Origin of the sequence: Pseudomonas sihuiensis (assembly GCF_900106015.1) — a bacterium.
In the GTDB taxonomy this organism is placed as follows: domain Bacteria; phylum Pseudomonadota; class Gammaproteobacteria; order Pseudomonadales; family Pseudomonadaceae; genus Aquipseudomonas; species Aquipseudomonas sihuiensis.
On sequence record NZ_LT629797.1, the window covers coordinates 2,497,374 to 2,522,195 of the forward strand.

Annotated in this window: 22 protein-coding genes; 8 read left to right on the forward strand and 14 right to left on the reverse strand. The window is 62.8% G+C overall.

Features of this window, described 5'->3' with window-relative positions:
- Positions 1-67: 67 nt before the first annotated feature.
- From mdoH to bglX, 3 genes are all read right to left on the reverse strand, one after another.
- Positions 68-2,608 (reverse strand): glucans biosynthesis glucosyltransferase MdoH, encoded by a 2,541-nt coding sequence (gene mdoH / locus BLT86_RS11755; RefSeq protein WP_092376874.1) that lies wholly within the window; start codon positions 2,606-2,608, stop codon positions 68-70.
- A complete protein-coding gene (locus BLT86_RS11760) occupies positions 2,601-4,136 on the reverse strand; it encodes a glucan biosynthesis protein G (protein WP_092376877.1) in 1,536 nt (511 codons plus the stop codon). The genes mdoH and BLT86_RS11760 overlap by 8 nt, the downstream gene beginning before the upstream one ends.
- Positions 4,137-4,396: 260 nt before the next feature.
- Entirely contained in the window at positions 4,397-6,691 is a 2,295-nt protein-coding gene (bglX, locus tag BLT86_RS11765) for a beta-glucosidase BglX (protein ID WP_197676100.1), read from the reverse strand.
- A gap of 217 nt (positions 6,692-6,908) precedes the next feature.
- On the opposite strand from bglX, the gene BLT86_RS11770 reads away from it, so the two are divergent.
- Positions 6,909-7,781 (forward strand): helix-turn-helix domain-containing protein, encoded by an 873-nt coding sequence (locus BLT86_RS11770; protein WP_055986750.1) that lies wholly within the window; start codon positions 6,909-6,911, stop codon positions 7,779-7,781.
- Positions 7,782-7,926: 145 nt separating this feature from the next.
- Positions 7,927-10,557 (forward strand): DEAD/DEAH box helicase, encoded by a 2,631-nt coding sequence (locus BLT86_RS11775; RefSeq protein WP_092376883.1) that lies wholly within the window; start codon positions 7,927-7,929, stop codon positions 10,555-10,557.
- Between the two features lie 75 nt (positions 10,558-10,632).
- On the opposite strand, the gene BLT86_RS11780 is transcribed toward BLT86_RS11775, so the two are convergent.
- Together BLT86_RS11780 and BLT86_RS11785 are read right to left on the reverse strand one after the other, a co-directional pair.
- Positions 10,633-11,127 (reverse strand): phosphate-starvation-inducible protein PsiE, encoded by a 495-nt coding sequence (locus BLT86_RS11780; RefSeq protein WP_017674977.1) that lies wholly within the window; start codon positions 11,125-11,127, stop codon positions 10,633-10,635.
- Positions 11,128-11,251: 124 nt separating this feature from the next.
- Positions 11,252-12,469, reverse strand: a complete 1,218-nt coding sequence (locus tag BLT86_RS11785; RefSeq protein WP_092376886.1) for a diguanylate cyclase domain-containing protein — start codon at positions 12,467-12,469, stop codon at positions 11,252-11,254.
- A 305-nt stretch (positions 12,470-12,774) separates the two neighbouring features.
- Between BLT86_RS11785 and BLT86_RS11790 the strand changes: the two genes are divergently transcribed.
- Positions 12,775-13,038: a YebG family protein gene (locus BLT86_RS11790; protein ID WP_017674979.1), complete on the forward strand. Its 264-nt coding sequence runs from the start codon at positions 12,775-12,777 to the stop codon at positions 13,036-13,038.
- Positions 13,039-13,096: 58 nt separating this feature from the next.
- Here the strand turns inward: BLT86_RS11790 and BLT86_RS11795 are convergent, their stop codons facing one another.
- The gene (locus tag BLT86_RS11795) at positions 13,097-13,339 is read right to left on the reverse strand and encodes a hypothetical protein (RefSeq protein WP_092376889.1); all 243 of its coding nucleotides are present in this window, start codon (positions 13,337-13,339) and stop codon (positions 13,097-13,099) included.
- An 82-nt stretch (positions 13,340-13,421) separates the two neighbouring features.
- On the opposite strand from BLT86_RS11795, the gene BLT86_RS11800 reads away from it, so the two are divergent.
- On the forward strand, positions 13,422-13,826 hold the full coding sequence (locus BLT86_RS11800) for a DUF488 domain-containing protein (protein WP_092376892.1): 405 nt from the start codon (positions 13,422-13,424) through the stop codon (positions 13,824-13,826).
- A gap of 71 nt (positions 13,827-13,897) precedes the next feature.
- Here the strand turns inward: BLT86_RS11800 and BLT86_RS11805 are convergent, their stop codons facing one another.
- On the reverse strand, positions 13,898-14,920 hold the full coding sequence (locus BLT86_RS11805; protein ID WP_021490223.1) for a Leu/Phe/Val dehydrogenase: 1,023 nt from the start codon (positions 14,918-14,920) through the stop codon (positions 13,898-13,900).
- Positions 14,921-15,020: 100 nt separating this feature from the next.
- Here BLT86_RS11805 and BLT86_RS11810 point away from each other — a divergent pair, with 100 nt between their 5' ends.
- Complete coding sequence (locus BLT86_RS11810) at positions 15,021-15,824, forward strand: SirB1 family protein (RefSeq protein WP_021490224.1); 804 nt, start codon at positions 15,021-15,023, stop codon at positions 15,822-15,824.
- Positions 15,825-15,858: 34 nt separating this feature from the next.
- Here the strand turns inward: BLT86_RS11810 and BLT86_RS11815 are convergent, their stop codons facing one another.
- The 3 genes from BLT86_RS11815 to BLT86_RS11825 form a co-directional block, all read right to left on the reverse strand.
- Complete coding sequence (locus tag BLT86_RS11815; protein WP_092376895.1) at positions 15,859-16,215, reverse strand: PilZ domain-containing protein; 357 nt, start codon at positions 16,213-16,215, stop codon at positions 15,859-15,861.
- Positions 16,216-16,274: 59 nt separating this feature from the next.
- Positions 16,275-16,697, reverse strand: coding sequence for a DUF4124 domain-containing protein (locus tag BLT86_RS11820; RefSeq protein ID WP_055986768.1), 423 nt, complete (start codon positions 16,695-16,697; stop codon positions 16,275-16,277).
- A 74-nt stretch (positions 16,698-16,771) separates the two neighbouring features.
- The gene (locus tag BLT86_RS11825; protein WP_017674986.1) at positions 16,772-17,146 is read right to left on the reverse strand and encodes a tetratricopeptide repeat protein; all 375 of its coding nucleotides are present in this window, start codon (positions 17,144-17,146) and stop codon (positions 16,772-16,774) included.
- Positions 17,147-17,391: 245 nt separating this feature from the next.
- Between BLT86_RS11825 and BLT86_RS11830 the strand changes: the two genes are divergently transcribed.
- Positions 17,392-18,300, forward strand: a complete 909-nt coding sequence (locus BLT86_RS11830; RefSeq protein ID WP_092376898.1) for a universal stress protein — start codon at positions 17,392-17,394, stop codon at positions 18,298-18,300.
- Between the two features lie 71 nt (positions 18,301-18,371).
- The gene (gene pyk, locus BLT86_RS11835; protein ID WP_021490227.1) at positions 18,372-19,823 is read left to right on the forward strand and encodes a pyruvate kinase; all 1,452 of its coding nucleotides are present in this window, start codon (positions 18,372-18,374) and stop codon (positions 19,821-19,823) included.
- Positions 19,824-19,884: 61 nt separating this feature from the next.
- Here pyk and ycaC read toward each other — a convergent pair whose 3' ends face one another.
- Positions 19,885-20,499: an isochorismate family cysteine hydrolase YcaC gene (ycaC, locus tag BLT86_RS11840; protein WP_021490228.1), complete on the reverse strand. Its 615-nt coding sequence runs from the start codon at positions 20,497-20,499 to the stop codon at positions 19,885-19,887.
- Between the two features lie 191 nt (positions 20,500-20,690).
- Between ycaC and BLT86_RS11845 the strand changes: the two genes are divergently transcribed.
- Positions 20,691-21,599, forward strand: a complete 909-nt coding sequence (locus BLT86_RS11845) for a LysR family transcriptional regulator (protein WP_055986772.1) — start codon at positions 20,691-20,693, stop codon at positions 21,597-21,599.
- 1 nt (position 21,600) lies between these two features.
- Here BLT86_RS11845 and BLT86_RS11850 read toward each other — a convergent pair whose 3' ends face one another.
- From BLT86_RS11850 to BLT86_RS11860, 3 genes are read right to left on the reverse strand one after another with little or no spacing between them, the layout of a single operon-like run.
- A complete protein-coding gene (locus tag BLT86_RS11850) occupies positions 21,601-22,374 on the reverse strand; it encodes an enoyl-CoA hydratase (protein WP_090336204.1) in 774 nt (257 codons plus the stop codon).
- A 60-nt stretch (positions 22,375-22,434) separates the two neighbouring features.
- A complete protein-coding gene (locus BLT86_RS11855) occupies positions 22,435-23,373 on the reverse strand; it encodes an iron-sulfur-binding ferredoxin reductase (protein WP_021490230.1) in 939 nt (312 codons plus the stop codon).
- Positions 23,366-24,493 carry a GGDEF domain-containing protein gene (locus BLT86_RS11860; protein WP_021490231.1) on the reverse strand — a complete coding sequence of 376 codons (1,128 nt, stop codon included), beginning with the start codon at positions 24,491-24,493 and terminating at the stop codon, positions 23,366-23,368. The genes BLT86_RS11855 and BLT86_RS11860 overlap by 8 nt, the downstream gene beginning before the upstream one ends.
- Between the last annotated feature and the right edge of the window lie 329 nt (positions 24,494-24,822).

A 24,822-nucleotide genomic window follows, 5' to 3' on the forward strand; every position in this document is an offset into this window, starting at 1 on the left:
AGATGTTAGCGGGTATGTCAGAAGGGCATCACGTCACGCCCCCGGCAGGCGGGGGCGTGACGGATGATCAGACGTCGCGCAGGGCTTCGCGCCAGGCGTGATATTGCGGCTCCTGCCAGATGCGCGCGTGCAGGCGGGCCATGCCGTCAGGATCGTTGAGCAGACGCCAGCGGGTCGCCTCGACCTTACCCTCAGGCCCGGCGCTGAGGATTTCATCGATACGCTCGTCGCGCAGCGCTTCGGCAGCCGGCACCACCTTGGCGTGGCGGGCACGGGCCATGGCGCAGACCAGGGCGTTGTACAGCGGGTCGACCACTGCACGCAGGAAGCCCTTGCGCAGAGCCCGTGAGCTGTTCAGTTGCTCGTACTCGGCGGTGTTGCTCAGCTCCACCGGCACCTTGTGTTCTTCCGGAATCAGGAACAGCTTGCAGCGCCGCGCTGCCAGGCCCGGTGCCGTGCGGCTGGTCAGCACCGAGACCACCGGCGACAGCACCAGTGAAATGACGATAGGTGCCAGCCACCAGAGGAAGTCCGGGTTGAGCCAGGCCACCAGCGCGGTCCAGCTGATACCGATCAGTACCTGGGTGCCATGACGGCGGAAGGCTTCGCTCCAGGGGGTCGAGTCATCCACGCGCTGCGGCGAGTTCCACTGCACCGACCAACCGAGGAAGGCAGCGGTGACGAACAGGCTGTGGAACAGCATGCGCACCGGCGCCAGCAGCACCGAGCAGGAGGCCTCCAGCAGCATCGACAACAGCACCCGCGTACGACCACCGTAGGCCTCCGCGCCCTTGATCCAGATCAGCAGCACGCTGAGCAACTTGGGCAGGAACAGCAGGGTCATGGTCGCCGAGAACAGGGCGATGGCCTCGTGTGGCTGCCAGCGCGGCCACAGCGGATAGAGCTGGTTGGGCTGCAGGAAGTACTCCGGCACCATCAGCGTATGAATCGCCAGCAGGCAGGTCGAGAGCACCAGGAACAACAGCCACAGCGGCGCGGACAGGTAGGACATGACCCCGGTGAGAAACACCACGCGGTGTACCGCGTGCATGCCACGCACCAGGAACAGGCGGAAGTTCATCAGGTTGCCGTGGCACCAGCGGCGGTCACGCTTGAGCTCGTCGAGCAGGTTCGGCGGCAACTCTTCATAGCTGCCCGGCAGGTCGTAGGCGATCCATACGCCCCAACCAGCGCGGCGCATCAGCGCGGCTTCGACGAAATCGTGGGAGAGGATCGCGCCAGCGAAGGAACCGGTGCCCGGCAGCGGCGCCAGGGCGCAGTGCTCGATGAAGGGTTTGACCCGAATGATCGCGTTGTGACCCCAGTAGTGCGACTCACCCAGCTGCCAGAAGTTGAGGCCAGCCGTGAACAGCGGTCCGTAGACGCTGGTGGCGAACTGTTGCAGCCGCGCATAAAGGGTGTCCATCCCGGACGCCTTGGGCGCGGTCTGGATGATGCCGGCACCCGGGTTGGCCTCCATCAGGCGTACCAGGCGGGTCAGGCATTCGCCGCTCATCACACTGTCGGCATCGAGCACCACCATGTAGCGGTAGTTGCTGCCCCAGCGCCGGCAGAAGTCGTCGATGTTGCCGCTCTTGCGCTTCACCCGACGCCGGCGACGGCGGTAGAAGATATGGCCGAAACCTTCCACCTCACGGCACAGCTCCATCCAGGCCTGTTGTTCAGCGACGCAGATGTCCGGGTCGTTGCTGTCACTGAGGATGAAGAAATCGAAATGCTCGAGTTGCCCGGTGGCCTTGAGCGATTCGAAGGTCGCGCGCAGACCGGCAAACACCCTAGGGACATGCTCGTTGGCAATCGGCATGACCAGCGCAGTGCGCGCCCGGGGTGAAATGGGTTCATCACCGCAGCTGCTGGCCGAGATGCTGTAACGATCACGGCCCTTGAGCAACTGGAAGAAGCCCATCAGCGCGGTCCAGAAGCCCATCGACACCCAGCAGAACAACAGGGCGAACAGCGCCAGAATGCTGGTCTGCACCACATAAGGCAGAATCTGCCGCGCCGACTCGTGCAACGGCTGCTCGAATACCAGGCCCAGATCAACCAGCGACCAACCCTGATAGGGCAGTACCGATTTCATGTACCAGGTGGCGACCACGGTCTGCGCGATCATCAGCACCAACAGTGCCGTGCGGCGCACCGCAGCGACATGCCGCCAGCGCTCCTCGGTAAAGTCCTCGCTCTCGCGCGTGCGGGGTCGTGGTGCCGGCTTTTCGCCTTTCAAGCGACGCCAGCCGCGATCGAGGATGTTGATCTGCCAGGGCTCCGGCACCATGCGCGTGCGCTTGATCGGCGGCGTCGAATCGATGGTGGGCCGGCCCTGATGATCCTGGACGATGCGGCAGCCACGCTCAAGCGCATCCGGCCAGCCCAGCGCCAGGCGGGCCGGCACCGACTCGAGCATCTCGCGGGTTTCTTCCAGAGGCTCGGCGGCCGCAAGGTCGTCCTCGTGCAGGGCACGATGCAGGGTGGCAAGATCGCCGCCCTGCTCTTCCAGGCGATGAGCCAGTGCCTGCTGCCGCTCATGATCGAGCGGCAGTTCGCCCAGGTAATCCTGGATCTGAGTAGCGTCTAGGCTGTTATTCATGAGAAGGCAGCTGATAGCTCCAGGTTTCCGACACAGGCTTGCCGTTCTCGACCAGCGCGGCACGCATCTCCACCGGCTGCGCCGGGTCCTTGACCTTGACCCGCAGCAACAGACGCCAGCCCTTGCTCACCGGGTTGTAACGCAGGTTCTCTTCCAGCAACTCGGCGTTGTCATCGACACTGACCTGTACCTGCGGTGCCGCATCAGGCGAGCGCTTGGCCAGTTCCTTACCGACAAAATCGATCACCAGCGCGGTGCTGCCGTCGGCCTGGCGAATCAGGTTGGCCTGCTTGATATCACCCTCCGACAGACGGGTCTGACTGACCATGGCCAGTTGCGGGTCGTGCAGTTTGGCCTCGTCACGACTGAAGTGCAGACGATAGGACACGTCCAGCGCCTCACCCGGCGCCGGCAGCTTTTCCGGGCGCCACAGGGCGACGATGTTGTCGTTGGTTTCATCCGGGGTGGGAATTTCCACCAGCTCGACATGGCCGGCCCCCCAATCACCGACGGTCTCCACCCAGCCGCTCGGCCGCAGCTCGTAGCGATCATCGAGATCCTGATACTGGCTGAAATCACGACTGCGCTGCATCAGGCCGAAACCACGCGGGTTATCGATACGGTAGCTGCTGACATTCAGGCGCTGCGGGTTGTTCAGCGGACGCCAGATCCACTCGCCGTTGCCGGCATGAATCCCCAGGCCTTCGGAATCATGCAGTTGCGGACGGTAGTTGGGGCGTGGCCAGGGTTGGTTGGCACCGAACAGGTACATGCTGGTCAGCGGCGCGATGCCGAGTTTCTCGACGTTCTCGCGCAGGTAGACCTTCGATTGCACGTCGAGCACGCTGTCGCGGCCCGGTTTGAATTCCATGCGGTAGGCGCCGGTGGCCCGTGGCGAATCAAGCAATGCGTAGATCACCAGGCTGCGGCGGTCGGGCTGCGGCTTTTCGATCCAGAATTCGGTGAAACGCGGAAATTCCTCACCCGATGGCAGCGCCGTGTCGATGGCAAGACCACGCGCCGAGAGCCCGAATACCTGGCCCTTGCCGACGATACGGAAGTAGCTGGCGCCCAGCACGCTCATCACTTCATCGTGCCTACCGTTGGTGTTGATCTCGTTGATTACCTTGAAACCGGCGAAGCCGAGATCCTTGAGGTCATCCGGGTTCAGGTTGAGATCGCCGAAGTCGAACATCGACGGGTCGTACTTGATTTCCTGGGTGCCTTCGGCGGTCACTTCGTTGATCTTCACCGGTACATCGAAGTGCATGCCCTGGTGGAAGAAGTACAGCCGGAACGGCGTCTTGCCATCAGCCCAGTGTGCTTTTTCCTCAAGGAAGCGCACCTTCTGATAGCCAGCGAACGGCAATTCGCGCAGCGCAGCCGGCAGATTGCTTTGCGGCGCGCTGTAGCCTTCGGCGGCAAGCGCTTTGGCCTTGACCGCCACATCATCCAGATCAAAGGCCCAGCTCTGGGCAGCGAACAACAGAGGGAGCACACAGAGGGCCAGCTTGCCGGCCTTGCCCATACGGGCTCCAGAACAACGACTCATCGACACACAGCCTCCAGGGCAACACGTACTGACAAGCAGCGGCAAGCCCAGGGGCGGCCGCTGCAGGGAGTTGAAAACGGGCGAATGGTACAAACACAACGCGAGCACGATGCAGACAGCCAACCGAACGGTGACGTCTCCGCATGCGCGGATTCTTTCTGCGCATTATTACCAGATCGTGAAGTCCGGCACAGGTGCTCGCGCGAGTATATTTTTCGCCTCCTTGGGCCACGCCCTCATTGGCGTGGCAACAGTTCGAAACGCGCCTCCTGCACGGTCTCCGAATCCAGCCCCAACTGGGCACGGAAGGCACCTGGCTCGCTGACATGCTGCAGGCTGGCGTTGTAGAAACGCAGCATGGTTTCGTCGATCTCGAAACTCAGCTCGCGCGCCTCACCTGCTTCAAGCTTGACCCTGCGAAAATCCTTGAGTTCCTTCACCGGACGGATCACCGAAGCGGCCTCATCGTGCAGGTACAGCTGCACGACAGTGGAGCCAGCCCTTGGCCCGGCGTTCTTCAGCGTGACGCTGACGCGAATCTTCTCATCCGGCGTCATGCGCTCGGCGGACAGCTTCGGCGCCGACAGCTGGAAGTCGCTGTAGCTCAGACCGTAGCCAAACGGATACAGCGGGCCGTTGGGCTCCTCGAAATACTGCGAGGTGTAGTTGCCAGGCGTGCCGGGCGTGTACGGACGGCCCAAGCGCAGATGATTGTAGTAGGTGGGAATCTGCCCGACCGAACGCGGGAAGGTGATCGGTAGCTTGCCGGAGGGGTTGTGCTCACCGAACAGCACGTCGGCGATGGCGTTGCCGCCCTCGATACCGCTGTACCAGGTCTCCAGTATCGCATCGGCGTTTTCCTTCTCCCAGCCAAGCGCCAGCGGGCGGCCGTTCATCAGCACCAGCACCAGCGGCTTGCCAGTGGCCTTGAGCGCACGCAGCAGCGCCTGCTGGCTGTCAGGCAGATCCAGGCGGGTGCGGCTGGACGACTCGTGGGACATGCCGCGCGCCTCCCCCACCGCCGCAACGATGACGTCGGCCTGGTTGGCCACACGCACAGCCTCCTCCAGCATCGCCTGCGGCGTGCGCTTGTCCAGCACGACTTCAGGGCGGTCCCAATTGAGTTGGTTGAGGTAATTGATCACATGGGCATCGTCGGTGACGTTGGCGCCGACGGCGTAGAGCAGCTTGCCCTGGCCTTGCAGGGCCGCCTCCACGCCCTTGCGCAGGGTCACTGCCTGCTCGGCCACACCGACCGCCGACCAGCTGCCGAGCATGTCCACGGGCGAATCGGCGAGCGGGCCAATCAACGCGACAGTGGTCTTCTTGCTCAGCGGCAGGGTGTCGCCATGGTTTTCCAGCAGCACCAGGGAGTTGCGTGCCATGGCCCGCGCATCGGCGCGGTGCAGGCGGCTTTCGGCATTGACGTCGGCCGGGTCGTCTTCGGCGCGGCCGATGCGGCGGAACGGATCGTGGAACAGGCCAAGGTCGTACTTGGTGTTCAGTACATGGGTGACGGCTTCATCCAGCACGCTCTGCGGCACCGCGCCGCTGCGCACCAAAGCAGGCAGTTCCTGATCGTAGAGCGTGTCGGCCATGCTCATGCCGACTCCTGCCGTGACGGCCAGTTTTGCAGCCTCACGGCCATCGGCGGCCACACCATGGCGCAGCAGTTCGGTGATCGCACCATGGTCGCTGAGCGCCACGCCCTTGAAGCCCCAGTCGCGACGCAGCAGATCACGCAGCAGCCAGGTATTGGCCGAAGCTGGCACGCCATTGATCGCGTTCAGCGCCACCATTACCCCGCCGGCGCCGGCATCGATGGCCGCGCGATAAGGCGGCAGGTAATCCTGGTACATGCGCATAGGGCTCATGTCGACCACGTTGTAGTCGCGCCCGCCCTCCACCGCGCCGTACAGGGCGAAGTGCTTGACGCTGGCCATGATGCGCTGCGGGTCGCTGGGATCCTTACCCTGATAACCGTGAACCATCGCGGCGGCAATGCGCGAAACCAGGTAGGGGTCCTCGCCGAAACCTTCGGACGTGCGGCCCCAACGCGGATCGCGGGAAATGTCGACGGTCGGCGCGAAGGTCATGTCCAGGCCATCGGCGCTGGCCTCGAAGGCCGCGACCCGCGCGCTGTTCTCGATGGCAGGAATGTCCCAGCTCGAGGCCAGCCCCAGCCCAATCGGAAAAGTAGTGCGATGGCCATGGATGATGTCGTAGGCGAAGAACACCGGGATACCCAGGCGACTGCGCAGCGCCGCCTCCTGCATCGGGCGATTCTCTGGACGTACCACCGAGTTGAAGGTGGCGCCGATACGCCCCGCGGCCATCTCTTCGCGGATGCGCTCACGCGGCATGTCGCCGCCAATGCTGATCAGACGCAGTTGGCCGACCTTTTCCTCCAGGGTCATGCGGCCGACCAGATCGGCGATGAAGGCCGATTTGTCATCGACCGAAGGCGCGGCAGCCAGCAGGTTGGGGAGGATCAAGGCAGAGGCAAGAGCGAAGTGGTGCAGGTATTTCATCGAGAGCGGCATCCGGGATGCGAATCATTGTTTGAATGGCCGCCACGATACTCCGAGTCCTCGCGCCGCGCCGCGGGTTGGTGCAAAAAAACTTAAGCACCATTCAAAGGCGTTCCAGCAATTACGACCCCAGACTTTCACAAACTTGCGCATTTTTTTCTTCGCCTCTGGTTTTGCCTGTCGGCAGGCGTAGCATGGCCGCATTCGGGAGATGGTGATGGCGCAATTCGAACATCTGCAGGTATTCCAGAGCATGAGCCGCTCGCCCAACGCGCGGCTGCACGCCATGGCCGAACTGGGCAACGGCATGGCCGTGGCACGCTGGAGCAACGCCCATGATGCGCGTGACTACCTTGCCCCCAGCCACCACACGCTGTCGTGCTACCTCAGTGGCGGCACTGGCACCTTTCGCCGTGAGCAACCCGGCAACAAGGGCGCTCCAGACAAACTGTGCATCCTGCCGGCCGAACACCAGTCGGCCTGGATCATCAATGGCGAGATTCAGCTTGCCCACCTCTATATAGAGCAGGAGCAGTTCGCCCTTGGCGCGGTCGCCCTGCTCGATCGCGAACCGCGCAGCCTGCAACTGGAAGAAGCGACCTTTCTCGAAGACGCCGAACAGTCCGCGCGCTTCCGCCAGCTGTGCACCCTCGACTGGCAGGAACCGGGCGAACGCCTGCTGGCCAGCAGCCTGGCTCACCAGTTGCTCGACCATGCGCTACTCAACCAGGTTGGCCTGCGCCAGGGCCTGCGCCTCAAGGGTGGCCTGGCACCGCTGCAACGCAGGCGTGTGCGCGAGTTCATCGAGCAGCATCTGGAGACGCCACTGCCGCTGAGCCAGCTGGCCGCGCTTTGTGCCCTGTCGGAATACCACTTCGCGCGCATGTTCCAGAGCAGCTTCGGCCTGCCACCTCATCGCTATGTGTTGGCCCGGCGCCTGGCACGTGCCTGTCAGATGCTACGTCAACCAGCCCCTGCTCTGAGCGAGGTGGCGCTGGCCTGCGGCTTCGCCAGCGCCAGCCATTTCAGCAATCGTTTTCGCCAGGCGCTGGGCGCCACACCGGGGCAGTACCGCGCTGCATTCCTGTAGGACGAAAACAACCCGCCGCCCACCCTACCGTCGGCAATCTCGGCGCCACGCCTGCTAATCGTCACGCGGCTATGCGAAAATCTGTGGCTTTGCATTGCCACGGCCCAGTCATGCGCCCATTCCTTTTCGCCACGGGGCTTCGTTGATGCCTCTGGATATTCACCAGTTACGCCAGGAGGACTGGCGTTCCGAGTTCGGCGCAGGCGACCTGCGCCGCGGTATTGCCTACGCCGAAGAAAAACGCAGCAAACTGCTCAGCCTCAAGGACCACAGCCTGCTCGCCAATTGCCGTGGTTCCGGCGGGCAGACCTACCAGCAGCGCATCACGCTGCATCCTTACGGGCGCAAATGGAGCGTGACCGGCCACTGCAACTGCCCGGTTGGCTTCAACTGCAAGCACGTGGTCGCCGCCCTGCTCATCCTGGAAGCGCAACAGCGCGCCGGCAGCGACCTGTCGGACATCATCGTGGTGAACAAGGAACTGGCGGAAACACGCCTCGAAGGCATCGCCCCCTCCGCCATCCTCAGCCTTGGCAGCCAGGTGCGCGTGCATTTCGACGCACGCAAAGGGCGCATGCAGGAGCAAACCCAGCACCGCGCGGCGCTGGCCTTCAACTACGCCGGGCACAAGGTTTTCGGCAAGCCGGCCAAGGATCTGGTCAAGCGCCTGGATGAGCAAACCAACCTGCGCCTGATCCGCGACGGCGGCGCCGAAGCCAGCCTGCGCAAACGTCTGGAAAGTCTCGGCCTGCAGGTAGCCCTGCGCCAGAGCGAGGCGCTGCCGGCCGAAGCCGGCGAGCCGTTCGAACTGGAGCGCGAGCGCGACTGGCTGGATTTCGTCCAGCAGCAACTGCCGCAGCTGCGCGCCGAAGGCTGGCAAATCCATATGCGCCCGGACTTCCAGTACAACCTCGCCGAGGTCGACGACTGGTACGCGGAAGTCGAGGAAGATCCGCAGCAGAACTGGTTCGATCTGGAGCTGGGCATCGAGGTGGAGGGCCAGCGCCTGAGTCTGCTGCCGATCCTGCTCCAGGCCATTCGCCGCACGCCCTGGCTGCTGGCGCCCGAAGCGCTGGCCCAGCGCGCAGACGAAGATCGCCTGCTGGTCAGCCTGCCGCAGGGCGGCAAACGCATCGCCCTGCCCTTCGCCCGATTGAAGCCGCTGCTGGCCACGCTCGGCGAGCTGTATTTCCGCGACCCTGGCGACGATCATCTGCCGCTGCGCCTGGGCCGCGCCGACGCCGCACGCCTGGCAGAACTGGCCCAGGGGCCCGAACTCAGCTGGCAAGGCGGCGATGAATTGCGCGGCTTCGCCCAGCGCCTGCAGAACCTGGCGGTACGTGAAATTGCGCCACCTGAGGGGTTGCAGGCCGAACTGCGCACCTATCAGGTACAGGGCCTGAACTGGATGCAGACCCTGGCCGAACTGCGCGTCGGTGGCGTACTGGCCGACGACATGGGCCTGGGCAAGACCCTGCAGACCCTGGCGCACATCCTCTGCGAGAAACAGGCCGGGCGCCTGAAAAATCCAGCACTGATCGTCATGCCCACCAGCCTGATACCCAACTGGCAGGACGAGGCGGCGCGCTTCACCCCGCAGTTGCGCGTACTGGCCCTGCATGGCAACAAGCGCAAGTCGCTGTTCGAGGAGATCGCCGAGCACGATCTGATCCTCACCACCTACGCCCTGCTGCCGCGCGACCTCAAGGCGCTGAACCAGCAGCGCTATCGCCTGCTGATTCTCGACGAAGCGCAGAACATCAAGAACCCGCGCAGCAAGGCGGCCACTGCAGCGGCTCAGGTGCAGGCCGACCTGCGCCTGTGCCTGACCGGCACACCGCTGGAAAACCACCTGGGCGAGCTGTGGTCGCTGTTCCACTTCCTCATGCCGGGCTGGCTCGGCGACGCCAAAGCCTTTACCCGCGACTACCGCACACCCATCGAAAAACGTGGCGATGCCCAGCGCCTGAACCATCTGAATGGGCGCATCCGCCCCTTCCTGCTGCGCCGCACCAAGGAACAGGTGGCCAGCGAGTTGCCGCCAAAGACCGAGATTACCCAATGGGTCGAGATGACCCAGTTGCAGCGCGACCGCTACGAGACTCTGCGTCTGGCCATGGACCAGAAGGTACGCGACGAAATTGCCCGCCAGGGTCTGGCCCGCAGCCATATCGTCATCCTCGAAGCCCTGCTGCGCCTGCGCCAGAGCTGCTGCGACCTGCGTCTGCTCGGAGAGGATAATGGTGAGTTGGGTGCCAACGACTCGGGCAAGCTCAGCGCCCTGCTGGACATGCTCGTAGAGCTGGTCGACGAAGGCCGCCGGGTACTGCTGTTCTCCCAGTTCACCTCGATGCTGGCGCTGATCGAGGCGGAATTGCAGGCACGCAAGATCGCCTACGCCAAGCTGACTGGCAGCACCCAGGACCGGCGCACACCGGTACAACGCTTCCAGGCGGGGGAATTTCCGGTTTTTCTGATCAGCCTCAAGGCCGGCGGCAGCGGTCTCAACCTGACCGCCGCCGACACCGTGATCCACTTCGACCCCTGGTGGAACCCGGCCGCCGAAGCCCAGGCCAGCGACCGCGCCTACCGCATCGGCCAGGACAAGCCTGTGTTCGTCTACAAGCTGATCGCCCGTGGCAGCGTCGAGGAAAAGATCCAGCAACTGCAGCAGGCCAAGGCCAACCTGGCCAAGGGCGTGCTGGACGGTGGCAGTCAGGGCCAGTGGCAACTGGATGAAGAAGACCTGGCGGCACTGTTCGCGCCGCTCGACTGACGCCCCGCTCCACCATGACACCCGCAGTGGTGGATGAAAAGAGCGTCATCTACGCGCCCCGATCCACCCTACATTTCAGTCAGACGCATCGTCGCGCTCGGACTCGGCGTCCTCGCGGTTGCGCGCCTTGCTGCGCGGGTGTGGACCAGCCACCGCCGGAAAACGCGACGAGGCGTAGCGCACCACTAGAATCGCCAGGGCCAGCAGCAGGATCGCTCCCGACACCATCACCACGCCCCAAGTCGGTTTGTGGGTGTGAGAAATGTCGGAAATCAGCAAACGGGTCAACGCGGTGATCGCTACATAGATCATGAAGCGAATCGGCATGTGGTTGGTCTTGAAGTAGATGCCCACCATTGCCGCCAATTCCAGGTAGATGAACAGCAACAGAATGTCATCGACCGTGATGTGTCCCTTTTCCAGCATACCGATGAAGGTCATCACCCCCGCCCAGGCCGTGATCGCCCCGATGGCGAACAGCGCCAGGTAATGGAAGGCCTCCATCAGCAGATTACCCAAGGATTCCGCCAGGCCATGCATGCCCGTACGCAGACGTTCCGCCCAATTCATCGTGTCACTTCTCCCCAACCATACATGCTGCCCGTGCATCCGACATGGATGCACGCCGACGAGCATGCAGGAAAAACACCAGCTTGAGGATGATGCTGGGATGTGACGGAAAGACACAGGCCGTTCAGACTACAGCGAGTACCGGCTGACGTGATTCAGGCCAGGCGAAGCAGTGCTTGCCCGCCTGTTTGGCGCGATACATGGCCATATCGGCCGCCGCGATAAGCCGGCGACGATCTTCGCCATGTTCGGCATAACGCGCCAGACCAACGCTGACGCCCACCCGCACCTCGGGAAACTGCTCCAGCAGCGGCGCGTCAAGCGCCTCGATCAGGCGCCGCGCCAGGCGTTCGACAGCGTCGGCATCACCTGCCGCGATGATAGCGAACTCGTCCCCGCCAAGCCGTGCCAACACTTCACCTTCACGCATCAAACCCTGCCAGCGTGCAACCACTGCCTTGAGCGTCGCGTCTCCGACAGCGTGGCCATGCTGATCGTTAATCGGTTTGAAGCCATCAAGATCGAGATAGAGCAACGCCACCTGACGCTCTCCCCGCCTGGCGAGCGCCAATGCCTGATCCAGCGTTTCGTTGAAGGCTCGTCGATTGGGTATTTGGGTGAGACTGTCATGCTTCGACTCGAAGGCCAGGCGCTCGAGCAACTCGGCGCGCTCACTGAGGTCACGACGCAAATCGATAAACAGCAGCGAGAGCAACCCGAGCATCATCAACGCACCACCGCCGCCACCCCATAGCGCCAGATTCGAGCGCCATTCAAGATCCGCCTTCTGTTCTTCAAGGGACGCCGTGACGCCGCGTACGATATTGCCGATGCGTACACGCATTTCATCCATGTAAAGCTTACCGACGTCCTCGGCCAGAATACGCTGTGCAGCGTTCTGCCCCTGCTCCCTACGCACGACGATGGTCTGTGCCAGCTCGTTGCGCTTGAGCTGGCTGAGTCCGGCAATCGCATCAATATCAGGCTTGTAAGCCCTGAGCATCGGGGTTTCGACAAGTAGCAACAGTTGCTCATCCAGTTGCCCGATGGCTCGTTCGTAGGGTGCGAGGTACTGCTCGTTGCCTGTCAACAAATAGCCGCGCTGACCGATCTCGGCGTCCTGCAGGATAGAAAGCAGCGAAGACAGCCGGTAAAGGGATCGATACAGATCTTGTACATCACGACCACTGGAGAGGCTGGCCTGACTTCCCCAGATTGCCCCGATGAGTAGCATCAGGCTCAGGTAAAACAGTGCCACCAGCGCGAGCAACTTGCGCTCTACACGACCGACTGAGTTCAAGGTGAACACCTCATGATTGGGCACTGCAAAGGCGAAGCGCATACACCTGGAGTGACTATAGATGCCCACTAAACAGCTACACAAGCGCCGCCCCGGAAAACGTTTGATAAAGAATCCGATGCCGACTCAACATATACAATAATTGTACAAACGTACCTGATTCTGCCGTTGGCGATACCTACACCCAAACGCCGCCACCCGCTGAATGCAGGCGCAAATCGAGTCATCTAAGCTGCCCATCAAGCCCAATGCTGGCAAAAGAGAAGCGAGTCCTTTATTCTCGCCACCACTGTACAAAAAACCAGTTAATTACTGACCAACACGCATGAAGGCAGACGAGGTGATGAATGGCCGTCGAAGTGGTGTATCGCAGCAGTCGCGATCCGGAGCGCTTGTTTATGGATAAGGCCGAAGCCGATCGTTACGACAAGATGCTGGAGCTGGCCGAGCGCCTGAGCGAGGTTCTGCACAAGGCCGTGCCGTCCTTGAGCGAGGAACAGGGCGAAGAACTGGGTATCTTCATGGCCAAGAATCGCGACGTGTTTGCCAAAGCGTTCAAGAGCCAGCCCGATGCCCTCGACGAACTCGAGGTCGACGCAGCCAGCGAGTGATCGAGTACATGGGCCCCGTGTTGCGCGCACGGGGCCTACCCAGTGAGCGCCAGGCGCATCATGCGTTGTTGATTGGACAATGCCCCGCAGCCTGCTCCAGCCAGGCTGGCAAATCTCGTCGTTTGACACCCTCGCGCTGCGCATGGCCCAGCTGTTCAAGCATGTATTGACGTTTGCGCTCATCGCCCTCGGCAAATGAAAGCGCCAGATCGCGATCACTCCATTGGCGAATACGGCGAAACAGCCACCAGTGAAAGTACAGGCCGGCAGCGGTGGTGACGACGATAATGAAATAGTCCATGGTGAATCCTCCTTTCACCACGCTAATCGAGCCCATACGCAGCGCCAAGTGCGGCATTGCCGCAGGCTATGGAGGCCACTCGATGATCCGTTGCAAGCGGGTTTATCTCGATGCCCAGGCCGGCGACGGCCAACGCATACTGGTCGACCGACTATGGCCAAGGGGCCTGTCCAGGGACGCCTTGGCGTTCGATGAATGGCTACCCGAAGTCGCGCCATCTATCGAACTACGCAAGGCCTTCGCTCACCGCGTCGAAGCCTTCGATGATTTCAGTGCGGCCTATCGCCGTGAGCTGGCGGGTCACCCCGAACATTGGCAGCGACTGCTGCATTGGGCGGCGAGCGGCACGTTGACGCTGCTCTACGCCGCACGCGATGAGGAACACAACAACGCGCGAGTTCTGGCGGAGTTCCTCGAGGATGAGCTACAGCGATGCGACTCGCCCAGTTCACCTGTGTGCTACCAGAGCGAATTCGACGGCAATTGAGCGCACTGACGTCGCCGCGATGCTGCCTGGCCAGGCTCAGACCCGCCCCCCCGGAACGGGTCGGATAGCAGCTAGGTGCGATAGAGCAGGCTCTCCGCCAGATAGTCGGCGACTCGCGCCGGGGAACGTTTTTCAGCCTGAGCATGGGCGTAGACCTCGGTCAGACGCCGGCTGATCTGCGCCAGATGTGCGGTGATCGCCGGCAACTCCTCACCACGATGACGCAGTGCCACGTAGATCAGCCCTCCGGCATTGAGCACGTAATCCGGTGCGTAGAGAATCCCGCGAGCTTCCAGCTGGTCGGCCACTTCGGGGCTGGCCAGCTGATTGTTGGCAGCCCCTGCCACCGCTGCGCAGCGCAGATGGGCGACCGTCTGTGCATTCAGCACACCACCCAGGCCACAGGGCGCGAGAATGTCGCAGGGCGTGGTGAGCAGCGCATCGCTGGCAATCGGATGCGCCCCCAGTTGCTCGACGGCCAGTTGCACACGCCCGGCATCGAGGTCGCTGACCAGCAGTTCGACGCCAGCAGCATGCAGCGCTTCGGCCAGGGCGAAGCCGACATTGCCCAGGCCCTGAATGGCGACCCGCAGTCCCTCCAGATCATCGCTGCCAAGACGCGCCTGGGCGGTGGCGCGAATGCCCGCGAATACCCCCAAGGCGGTGTGCGGTGACGGATCACCCTCGCTGGTCGTGCTGGTTGCGTGATTGGTGTACTGGGCGATGCAGTCCATATCGGCACTGGAGGTGCCGCTGTCGATGGCGGTGATGTAACGTCCATTGAGGGTTTCGATAAAACGCCCGAAGGCCTCGAACAGCGCGGCCCGGCTCTGCAGATGCGGCGGACGGATGATCACCGCCTTGCCGCCACCGTGATCGATACCGGCCAGCGCTGCCTTGTAACTCATACCCTGAGCCAGACGGATGGCATCGCCAATGGCGCTCTGTTCATCGGCATAGGGCAGGTAACGACAGCCGCCGAGTGCTGGCCCGAAGCGGGTGTTGTGAATGGCGATAACGGCCTTGAGACCGCTGGCCGGATCCTCGGCCAGGTGCAGGGCCTCGAGGCGGGCGGCTTCCATCATGCTGAACATGGGCGAGCTCCCGATCGGACTTCAGGCCTCAGTATAGGAGAGCCACACTGGACGACGATCTTGTCAGGGGCTACAAAAGCACAATCCAGTGGAGAATGCGATGAACCCACGCCAAGCCTGCCTGCAGTGCCTGCAACGCGATCCACCCGCCCTGTTCGAGGCGGCGCTGTGGATCGCCGCCGAACACGATGATCAGCTCCAGCCCGCGCAGATCATGAGCGACCTGCACAGCCTGTTACTACAGGTCAGCGCTGGACTACCCGCCCTGCCCGCTCGCGAACTGGCCCAGCCGCTGCTGCGCCGACTGGCCGAGCTCGATTATCAAGAAGACGACGAAGGCGTGACGCGACCGCGCCATGCCCTGCCGCATGAAGTACTACGCCGCCGACGCGGCCAGCCGCTGACCCTGGCATTGATTGCGCTGGAAGTGGCGCGCCGCCTGGACATTCCACTACAGGGCGTGAATTTCCCTGGTCATTTCATGCTCCGTGTACCTGGCGCCGATCACCTGCTCGACCCTTGCGGTGGGCGCCGCCTGTACACCCGCGACTGCCGTGACCAGCTCTATCGCCAACTGGGCCCGGATGTCGAACTCAGCGCTGTGCACCTGCAGACAGCCGACGCTACCGACATGCTGCGACGCCTGTCGCGCAATCTGCGCCTGCTGCATATGCAGCACGATGCCCCGGAAGCAGCCCTCAAGGATGCCGAGCGTGTCCTGCAACTCGGCCCGCCGAACCTGGTCGATCACCTGGCTCGCGCGGATGTCTATCGGCAACTGGATTGCCCTCAGGGTGAGCGCTATGACCTTGAGCACGCGCTGCTGTTCTGTGAGGACGAGGGTCTGCGCCTGCAGTTGAGCCAGCGCTTGCGCAGCCTGGCACGTGCGCCAGCGATGCATTGACGCTGCAGATCAGGCGACTTGGACGAGCGAGATATCAGGCAGACGCCGCCAGGCTGTGGAAACTGAAGTAGTAACGCAGCGCGTCGATCATCTCGACGTAGCCGGCAGGCGGCGCGACCAGAGCGAACCCGGAGTCGTAGATGCCAGGCGTGACATCTTCACGGCACCATTGGCAGTTAGCGGAGAAGTCGATGAAATGCATGCCATGCTGGCCTGGAATCTTCAGGCGCATGTCGAAGCGCGCGCCCACCAGCATCGGCAACTGACTGATCAGCATCAGACCGTCGAGAGAGACATTGCCGATGGAACCCATCGGTTTGTCGGTGATGCGATTGAACACCTTCAGGTAGTAGGGCAACTGATGGCGTTCGATTCGGCGCTGGCTACGCATAGTGGCAAATCGCTACAAAGGGACTTGAGTATGGCCCTACTACGGCCACTTAACCACCCTCAAGAACAGCGTTGGGCTATCCGCTCGCGCAGCTGGCGACGAGCGGTGTCGGTTTCTTCATCACTGTAGTAGATGCGCTCGCCGCCGGCGCCTTCGCGATAGTAGCGAAAGCCCTCCGGCATCTGCGCCAGGTGTCGGCGCAGATCACGACATTCACTGGCCCGCTCTTCGCGCTGCGCAGCTGCTGTCGCTGCAGCCTGCTGTTGCTCTTCACGCCGGGCATTGTAGAAACGCTGACGGCGCTCTTCACGCTCACGCGTATGTTCGTCGCGCTCGATCACCTGCGGCCTGACCTGCACGGTTTCAGCTCCGGCCACGGGCCTTTGGCCGAAATGCACCCGCCCCTGCTCGTCTGTCCAGCGATAGATTTCCGCCGTCGCCAGCGTGGGCAGTAGTACAGCGATCAACAACCAGTGACGCATGTTCATCCTCCGTGAGAGACATACGCCAGCTTATACCGCACCGCGTCGTCGAGGAACGCCGGACGACCGAAGGCTCAGAGTGTGGCCGGACTGACCTTGGCCGCCGGCGCCGGGCTGTGATGCCCCAACTGCTCCAGCGTCTGCAGACGCGCGCGGGCGCGGTAGGCGTACTCGCTGGCCGGATAGCGCGTGATGATGAACTGGTAGGTCTGCGCGGCATCGACGAACAGGCTCTCGCGCTCCAAGCATTGACCGCGCAGCAGGGAAATCTCCGGCTGCAGGTAATTGCGTGAGCGGCTCTTGCGCTCGGCCTGCGACAGCTCCAGCGCGACACGGGCGCAATCGCCTTCGTTGTAGGCGCGATAGGCGTTGTTCAGATGATGGTCGAGCGAGACACGGGTGCAGCCCGCAGCAACCAGGGCCACGGCCAGAATGATCAGGGTACGCATGGGCAATTCCTCCAATGAGCAGTGTATCGACAGCCCAGGTAAAAACTGAACAGCGGCAAGCCACGACGGATTTTCTGGCTGCGCCTTGGCATGACGCCACTGCCTCTCACTTTATCAACGCCAGCGCCACGACCGCTCGTCCTCTCGAACCGGCGCTAAATCCCCGTCTGCGCTGACCCATATCAATGCCGTTCAGCGCAACAGGGTGTGTAATGCAAATACAGACTCCAGGCGAGGACGCTGCCATGAAACTGCAACGACTGTTGGTCGTCATCGACGCCGAACACCAGCAACAACCCGCCCTGCAACGCGCAGCCGACGTGGCACGCAAGACCGGCGCCGAATTGCACCTGTTGCAGATCGAATACCACCCAAGCCTGGAAGGAGGCCTGCTGGACAGCCATCTGCTCAACCGCGCCCGTGAAACCATCCTGCGACAAAGCCACGAGGCCCTGCGCGCCAGCGTCGCTCACCTGAGCGATGAAGGATTCAAGATCGAAGTGGACGTGCGCTGGGGCAAGCGCCGCCACGAAGAGATCCTTTCCCGCGTCGCGGTGCTGCAACCGGACATCCTGTTCAAATCGACTCATCCCAGCAGTGCGCTGCGCCGCCTGTTGTTCAGTGATACCAGCTGGCAGCTGATTCGTCGCAGCCCGGTGCCGCTGTGGCTGGTACACGACGCCGAACCCCATGGTCAGAGCCTGTGCGCCGCGCTCGACCCACTGCACAGCGCGGACAAACCTGCCGCCCTCGATCATCAGTTGATTGATGCCAGCCAGACCCTGCAGGCCGAGCTCGGCTTACAGGCCCAATACCTGCACGCGCAGGCGCCTCTGCCGCGGTCGCTGCTGTTCGACGCCGAGGTAGCGCAGGAATATGAAGACTACGTGACCCAGTGCAGCCGCGAGCACCGTGAGGCCTTCGACAAGTTGATCGCCCAGCATGCCATCGATAGAGCACAGGCCCACCTGCTGAACGGTTTTGCCGAGGAAGTCATCCCGCGTTTCGTGCGTGAGCACAATATCGGCCTGCTGGTGATGGGCGCCATCGCCCGCGGCCATCTGGACAGCCTGCTGATCGGCCACACCGCAGAACGGGTGCTGGAACGTGTCGAGTGCGATCTGCTGGTGATAAAACCGCACGGCAAAGGGTAGTGCACAGGAACAATGACTACAGCCCGGCGCCGTAGTAGCCTCCCGGTCATAGTTCACTAGGGAGTTCGTGCATGACCTTTCGCCGCACCAAAATCGTCGCCACCCTGGGCCCGGCCAGCAGCTCGCCGGAAGTGCTGGAGCAACTGATCCTCGCCGGTCTCGACGTGGCCCGTCTGAACTTCTCCCACGGCACGCCGGACGACCACAAGGCGCGCGCCGCCCTGGTTCGCGAGCTGGCCGCCAAGCATGGCCGTCATGTTGCCCTGCTCGGCGACCTGCAAGGCCCGAAAATCCGTATCGCCAAATTCGAGAACAAGCGTATCGAGCTCAAGGACGGCGATCTGTTCCGCCTCTCCTCCAGCCACTCGCGTACGGCCGGCACTCAGGAAGTGGTCGGTATCGACTACCCGGCGCTGATCCAGGACTGCGATGTCGGTGACGAACTGCTGCTCGACGACGGCCGCGTGGTCATGCGCGTCGAACTCAAGGGCGCGGACGAGCTGCACTGCCGCGTACTGATCGGCGGCCCGCTGTCGGACAACAAGGGCATCAACCGCCGCGGCGGCGGCCTGACTGCGCCAGCGCTGACCGAAAAAGACAAGGCCGACATCAAGGTCGCCGCCGAGATGGACCTGGACTACCTGGCCGTGTCCTTCCCACGTGATGCCGCCGACATGGACTACGCCCGTCGCCTGCTCACCGAAGCCGGCGGTACTGCCTGGCTGGTGGCCAAGATCGAACGCGCCGAAGCCGTGGCCGATGACGAAACGCTGGACGGCCTGATCCGCGCCAGTGACGCGGTGATGGTCGCCCGCGGCGACCTGGCCGTGGAAATCGGCGACGCCGAGCTGGTCGGTATCCAGAAGAAGATCATCGCCCACGCCCGTCGCCTGAACAAAGCGGTGATCACCGCCACCCAGATGATGGAGTCGATGATCCACAGCCCGATGCCGACCCGCGCCGAAGTCTCCGACGTGGCCAACGCCGCGCTGGACTACACCGACGCGGTGATGCTGTCGGCCGAAAGCGCCGCCGGCGAATACCCGGTCGAAGCCGTGCAGGCCATGGCTCGCGTGTGCCTGGGTGCCGAGAAACACCCGACCAGCAAGCAGTCCAGCCACCGCATCGGTCGCCAGTTCCAGCGTTGCGACGAGAGCGTGGCCCTGGCAACCATGTACACCGCCAACCACTTCCCCGGCGTCAAGGCCATCATCAGCCTCACCGAGAGTGGCTATAGCCCGCTGATCATGTCACGCATCCGCTCGTCGATCCCGATCTTCGCCTTTACCCCGCACCGCGAAGCCCAGGCCCGCGTGGCGCTGTTCCGTGGCGTCTACACCGTGCCGTTCGACCCGGCCTCGCTGCCGGCCAACAAGGTCAGCCAGGCGGCGGTGGACGAGCTGCTCAAGCGCGGCGTGGTCGAGCCGGGCGACTGGGTAATCCTGACCAAGGGCGACAGCTACCATGGCACCGGCGGCACCAACACCATGAAGATCCTCCACGTCGGCGATCAGATGGTGTGATTCACCCTTGAATGCAAAAGGCCGCTCATCGAGCGGCCTTTTGCGTTTCAGCGGTCTCGCTTCATTTCTGGTTGTAGCTCTGAATCAGGTTGGCGTAAGCCGGCAGGTGGCCGCCAAGAATGCCGCCGAACCCTTCGACATCGTTACGCCAGTCACGGTGCAGCTCACCACCGACGCTGAACCAGTTGACCAGTTGGGCGCCGGCATGGGCCATGCGTGCCAAGGCGGCATCGCGCACAGCAGTGTTGAAGGTGCCGGAAGCGTCCGTCACCACGAAGACGTCATAACCGGCCTCCAGTGCCGAGAGTGTGGGAAATGCCACGCAAACGTCGGTGACTACACCTGCGATGATCAGTTGCTTGCGCCCTGTGGCTTTGATCGCGTTGACGAAGTCCTCGTTATCCCAGGCGTTGATCTGCCCCGGGCGAGCGATGTAGGGCGCGTCGGGAAACATGGCCTTGAGTTCCGGCACGATCGGCCCATTGGGGCCCGTCTCGAAGCTGGTGGTAAGGATGGTCGGTAGCTTGAAGAACTTGGCGATATCCGCCAGCGCCATGACGTTGTTCTTGAACTCGTCGGGCGAATAGTCACGCACCAGCGAGAGCAGACCCGCCTGATGATCGATCAACAATACGACGGCATCGTCCTTGTCCAAACGCTTGTAAGTGAAAGCCATGGGAAAACTCCTGTACGGGTGATGAGGCTGAACCTCGAGACCATTGCGATCTCGAAGGACGCTCAGCCTAGTGGCCAAGGCCGCAGGCAATCGACCGCGCAGAGGGAAAATAGCTTTTCGAAAAAACCGAACAAAAATCCTCGACGAAGGCATTACCCTCATCCAATCGAATCGGGGGGAGAATCCCGCACATGAAGCTTGATCTGCAGGAAATCGAAACCTATCTGCGGGTGGTGGAACTGGGTGGCGTAAGCCGGACAGCAGAAGATCTGGCGCTATCCAAGTCGGTGATCAGCAAGCGTTTGAGCGATCTGGAACAACGTCTCGGTAGCAAACTGCTGCACCGCTCGACGCGCAAGGTCACACCGACCGACACCGGCCTGGCTTTCTACCAGCAGGCCAAGCAGGCACTGCTGGAACTGAGCGAAGCGGCCGAGGCGGCAGCCTTCAATGACAGTGGACTATGCGGGCGCCTGAACATGCTGGCGCCGATGAGTTTCGGCACGCTCTGGCTGGCACCGCTGATCGCCGAATTCATGCGTCTGCATCCACAGCTGGAGGTCAGCCTATACCTCGAAGATCGCATCAGCGATTTCGAGCGCGAAGGCTATGACCTCTGCATACGGATCTCACGCATCGGCGATAGCGCGCTGATCGCCCGCAGGCTCGCCAGCAGCGCCCGGATACTCTGCGCCAGCCCGGAATACCTGCAAAGGCAAGGCACGCCGGAACATGTCGAAGCGCTGCGTGAACACGACTGCATCGGCTACAGCAACTTCGCCTCACGGCAATTCTGGTCCTTCGAAAACGACGATGAGCAAGGCGAACTGGCGAACGTGGCACCACGCGGACGGTTTTCCAGCAACAACGGCGAAGTCATGCGCGAACTGGTGCTGGCCGGCCAGGGCCTGGCGCTGCTGCCAAGCTTCCTGGTCCACCAGCATCTGAAAGACGGCTCGCTGGTCGAGATTCTGCCTCAGGCGCGGCCCAAGCCTTACTCCATCTATGCCATGTACCCGCGCTCCCGGCGGGCGTCACGCAAGGTCGTGGCGCTTTGCGAGTTTCTCCAGCAGCGCCTGCTCGAACCGCCTTGGGAATAGATCAGGAAAAACGAGAGAAGTCCGGCTCTCTGCGCTGCATGAAGGCCGTCAACGCCTCGATGGCCTCTGGCGAACGCAGGCGTTGGCCGAACAAAGCACCCTCCTCCTCGATCACCTTGCGCAGCTGCTCGCGATCCGGCGCGCGCATCAGGCGTTTGCTGTCGGCGACCGCTGATGGCGCCAGCTCGAGAAAACGCTGTGCCATCTCGCGTGCCTTGTTCAACGTCGCCGCGCCATCCTCCAGCGCCTGGTTGGCGATGCCCCAGGTCGCGGCCTGCTCACCCGTGAAGGACTGACCGAGCAACAGCAGCTCCGCGGCGCGTGCGTGGCCCAGCAGACGCGGCAGAATCAGGCTGGAGCCATATTCGGGGCACAGACCAAGATTGACGAAGGGCATTTTCAACTGCGCATCGCGGCTGACGTAGACCAGGTCGCAGTGCAGCAACAAGGTGGTACCGATCCCCACCGCCGGGCCAGCCACTGCGGCGACCACCGGTTTGCTGAACTCGAACAGCGCGCGCATGAACTGGAACACTTCGCTGTTCAAGCCGCTGGGCGGCGCCTGGATGAAGTCGGCGACGTCATTGCCGCTGGTAAAGCACGTCTCGCCACCAGTGAGTAGCACCACGCGCACGCTGGGGTCGCGCTCGGCCTCATCCAACACTTCGGCCATACCGGCGTACATCGCTCGGGTCAGTGCATTCTTCTTGTCCAGGCGGTGCATGCGCAGGGTCAACAGACCGCCGTCGCGTTCGATATGCAGGTGTTCGCTCATGCAAGGCTCCAGTGGATACGTCGTACGCACCGGCATCGGGCCTGGCCGGCCACGCACAGTCTAAGCGCGAGTGAGAAAGACGTCGGCGAGCATCTGGCTGCGCGGCAAACCGGCCATGTAGAGGCGCCGCGCGAAGCTGTCGACGGTCACGGGATGGCCGCAGAGTAAGGCGAGGGTCTGCCGCGAAACAAGGCGCAGTTCGGCCAAAGCAGCCGGCAACTGCGCCGCCGTTACCAGCTCCACCTGCAGGTTGGCGTGCTGCGCCGCCAGTGCCTGAAGTTCGCTCGCCAGGTAGTGCTCGGCCGGCTCATGCGCCACGTGCAGCAGGCGAATGGCGCCTTGGTGCTCCTGACGCAATGCTTCACGCAACACCCCGTAGAGCGGCGCCAGACCGGTACCGGCGGCCAGCAACCAGAGCGGTCGCGCCTGCCAATCAGCATCGTAATGCAGGGCCCCACCGCGCAGCTCGCCGAGGCGCAGCGTGTCGCCAACCTGCAGGCGCCGCGCGGCATCGCAGAATGCGCCGGGCATACGACAATCGATATGAAACTCCAGGCAGTCGTCCTCGCTCGGCACGCTGGCCAGCGAATAGGGGCGCGCCACAGCCTGATCGCTCCACAGCAGCAGATGCTGGCCGGGGCGATAACGCAACGGCCTGGCCGGCTGCAAGCGCAGGCGTAAAACCTGCGGGCTGGGCCAGTCCAGCGCGGCCACCTTGGCTGCCAGGCCATCACGCTGAGGGTCGAAGGGTTCGACCTGCAGGTCCCCAATCACCTGGCACTGACAGGCCAGGCGCCAGCCCTCGGCACGCTTGTCGGCCGCCAGTGCCTCGGGCTGACTATCCAGCGGCTCGCCGGCGACGCAGCGCACCAGACAGGCGTGACAACTGCCGGCGCGACAGCTGTAGGGCACCGCCACACCGCCGCCGAGCAAGGCATCGAGCAAGTTGGTTTGTTGGGCGACCTGCAACTGCAGGGCACCCACACGCAGTTCAGGCACCCGCGTTCTCCCAGCTGGCATCGCAACGATTGCGTCCGCCGCGCTTGGCCTGGTACAGCGCCTGATCGGCACGCTGCAGGGCTTCATCGAGATCGTCACCGGCAACCAGTAGAGTCATGCCGGCGGAGAGACTGAGATTGTCCACCTTCACACCCACCGGCTCGGCCCTGGCAAAGGCTTCGCGCAGGCGCTCGCAGCAGGCGGTGAACTGGTCGGCATCGGTATTGGGCAATAGCAGGACGAATTCCTCACCGCCGTAGCGGGCAATGATGTCGCCGTCACGCAGACAGGCACGGGCAACCGCGGCGAAGGTTTGTAGCACCCGGTCGCCAGCAGCATGGCCATGAGCATCGTTGATTCGTTTGAAATGGTCCAGATCGATCAGCGCCAGGCCGTGATGTCGCCCGTGGTCCAGATGCTCCAGTTCGCGGGTGGCCAGACGCAGGAAATGGCGACGGTTGAACAACCCGGTGAGCTCATCAGTGGCGACCAGGTCCTCGAGCTGGCGCATCATCCCGCGCAGGGTGTCCTGGTGCGCCTGCAGGGCGAAGCGGCGTTGGCGCATGCGCTTGCGCATGGCTTGCACGTAGCTGGAGAACAGACACAGCCAGACCAGCAGGATGAACAGCACCCACACCTGCAGCCAGGCCATGCTCGGGTCCACCAACTGCATGCGGTAGGCTTCGATCAGCACCATGGCAGTGAAGCCGAAGAAGGCGAAGGCGGCGCAGCGCACGAACACCCGCGGCGGCAGCTGGAACACGCCGAACAGCAGAATCAGTACATAGAACACCATCATCACGCCGCGCGCGCTGTCAAACAGCGCCAGCACCGGCGGCTGCCAGGCCAGTGCCACCAGCACCTGGGCTTCGGTCAGGCTGGGATCGTCACAACGCAGGTTACGCCCGGAAAGGAACAGCCAGAGGAACACCAATTGACTGCCGAACACGCCCAGGGTCAGCCAGGCGGCGGTGCTGATGGAACCGAGGAAAAGGCCATTGAACACGGCGAACCAGCAGACAAGCGCCATCATCGCGTAGGTAGCGAAGGCCATGGCGAAGCGTTTGAGCAGGAGGCTCTGCAGGCTGCGTTGGGTTCCCCGGCGAGTCGTTGAGCTCATGGGCTCCATCCCATACTGGCATCTGGCCGTACTCTACCCCTGTGATCACAAAAAACCTAGGCCGCAGTAGGAAACCGCTGAAAATCAGGCGAGCCAGTCAGCGCGGGAAAGAACAGGCGAAAACGATCGCAGTCGCGCCCGAGGTTACTAGCGGCAAATGAGCATTCGACCAGGCTGGCGTTCCGCCTGTTTTAACCTAGCGATGGCAATGCACGACTGCATGGATGCAGGAGGTAGAGCGACGCAACAAGCCAAAGCCGAGGTCGCTTTGCCGGCGCCCGATAACCGCCCACTGCACTTGCCATCGACCTTCGGCTGCTGTGCCCGAC

Excerpts from the sequence above, each read along its gene's own strand:
- BLT86_RS11795 (WP_092376889.1), bottom strand. The coding sequence starts at position 13,339 with ATGGACTATTTCATTATCGTCGTCACCACCGCTGCCGGCCTGTACTTT.
- bglX (WP_197676100.1), bottom strand. The coding sequence starts at position 6,691 with ATGAAATACCTGCACCACTTCGCTCTTGCCTCTGCCTTGATCCTCCCC.
- BLT86_RS11790 (WP_017674979.1), top strand. The coding sequence starts at position 12,775 with ATGGCCGTCGAAGTGGTGTATCGCAGCAGTCGCGATCCGGAGCGCTTG.
- BLT86_RS11820 (WP_055986768.1), bottom strand. The coding sequence starts at position 16,697 with ATGCGTCACTGGTTGTTGATCGCTGTACTACTGCCCACGCTGGCGACG.
- BLT86_RS11780 (WP_017674977.1), bottom strand. The coding sequence starts at position 11,127 with ATGAATTGGGCGGAACGTCTGCGTACGGGCATGCATGGCCTGGCGGAA.
- BLT86_RS11770 (WP_055986750.1), top strand. The coding sequence starts at position 6,909 with ATGGCGCAATTCGAACATCTGCAGGTATTCCAGAGCATGAGCCGCTCG.
- pyk (WP_021490227.1), top strand. The coding sequence starts at position 18,372 with ATGACCTTTCGCCGCACCAAAATCGTCGCCACCCTGGGCCCGGCCAGC.
- BLT86_RS11775 (WP_092376883.1), top strand. The coding sequence starts at position 7,927 with ATGCCTCTGGATATTCACCAGTTACGCCAGGAGGACTGGCGTTCCGAG.
- ycaC (WP_021490228.1), bottom strand. The coding sequence starts at position 20,499 with ATGGCTTTCACTTACAAGCGTTTGGACAAGGACGATGCCGTCGTATTG.
- BLT86_RS11760 (WP_092376877.1), bottom strand. The coding sequence starts at position 4,136 with ATGGGCAAGGCCGGCAAGCTGGCCCTCTGTGTGCTCCCTCTGTTGTTC.
- BLT86_RS11830 (WP_092376898.1), top strand. The coding sequence starts at position 17,392 with ATGAAACTGCAACGACTGTTGGTCGTCATCGACGCCGAACACCAGCAA.
- BLT86_RS11845 (WP_055986772.1), top strand. The coding sequence starts at position 20,691 with ATGAAGCTTGATCTGCAGGAAATCGAAACCTATCTGCGGGTGGTGGAA.
- BLT86_RS11860 (WP_021490231.1), bottom strand. The coding sequence starts at position 24,493 with ATGAGCTCAACGACTCGCCGGGGAACCCAACGCAGCCTGCAGAGCCTC.
- BLT86_RS11785 (WP_092376886.1), bottom strand. The coding sequence starts at position 12,469 with ATGCGCTTCGCCTTTGCAGTGCCCAATCATGAGGTGTTCACCTTGAAC.
- BLT86_RS11810 (WP_021490224.1), top strand. The coding sequence starts at position 15,021 with ATGAACCCACGCCAAGCCTGCCTGCAGTGCCTGCAACGCGATCCACCC.
- mdoH (WP_092376874.1), bottom strand. The coding sequence starts at position 2,608 with ATGAATAACAGCCTAGACGCTACTCAGATCCAGGATTACCTGGGCGAA.
- BLT86_RS11800 (WP_092376892.1), top strand. The coding sequence starts at position 13,422 with ATGATCCGTTGCAAGCGGGTTTATCTCGATGCCCAGGCCGGCGACGGC.
- BLT86_RS11815 (WP_092376895.1), bottom strand. The coding sequence starts at position 16,215 with ATGCGTAGCCAGCGCCGAATCGAACGCCATCAGTTGCCCTACTACCTG.
- BLT86_RS11805 (WP_021490223.1), bottom strand. The coding sequence starts at position 14,920 with ATGTTCAGCATGATGGAAGCCGCCCGCCTCGAGGCCCTGCACCTGGCC.
- BLT86_RS11850 (WP_090336204.1), bottom strand. The coding sequence starts at position 22,374 with ATGAGCGAACACCTGCATATCGAACGCGACGGCGGTCTGTTGACCCTG.
- BLT86_RS11825 (WP_017674986.1), bottom strand. The coding sequence starts at position 17,146 with ATGCGTACCCTGATCATTCTGGCCGTGGCCCTGGTTGCTGCGGGCTGC.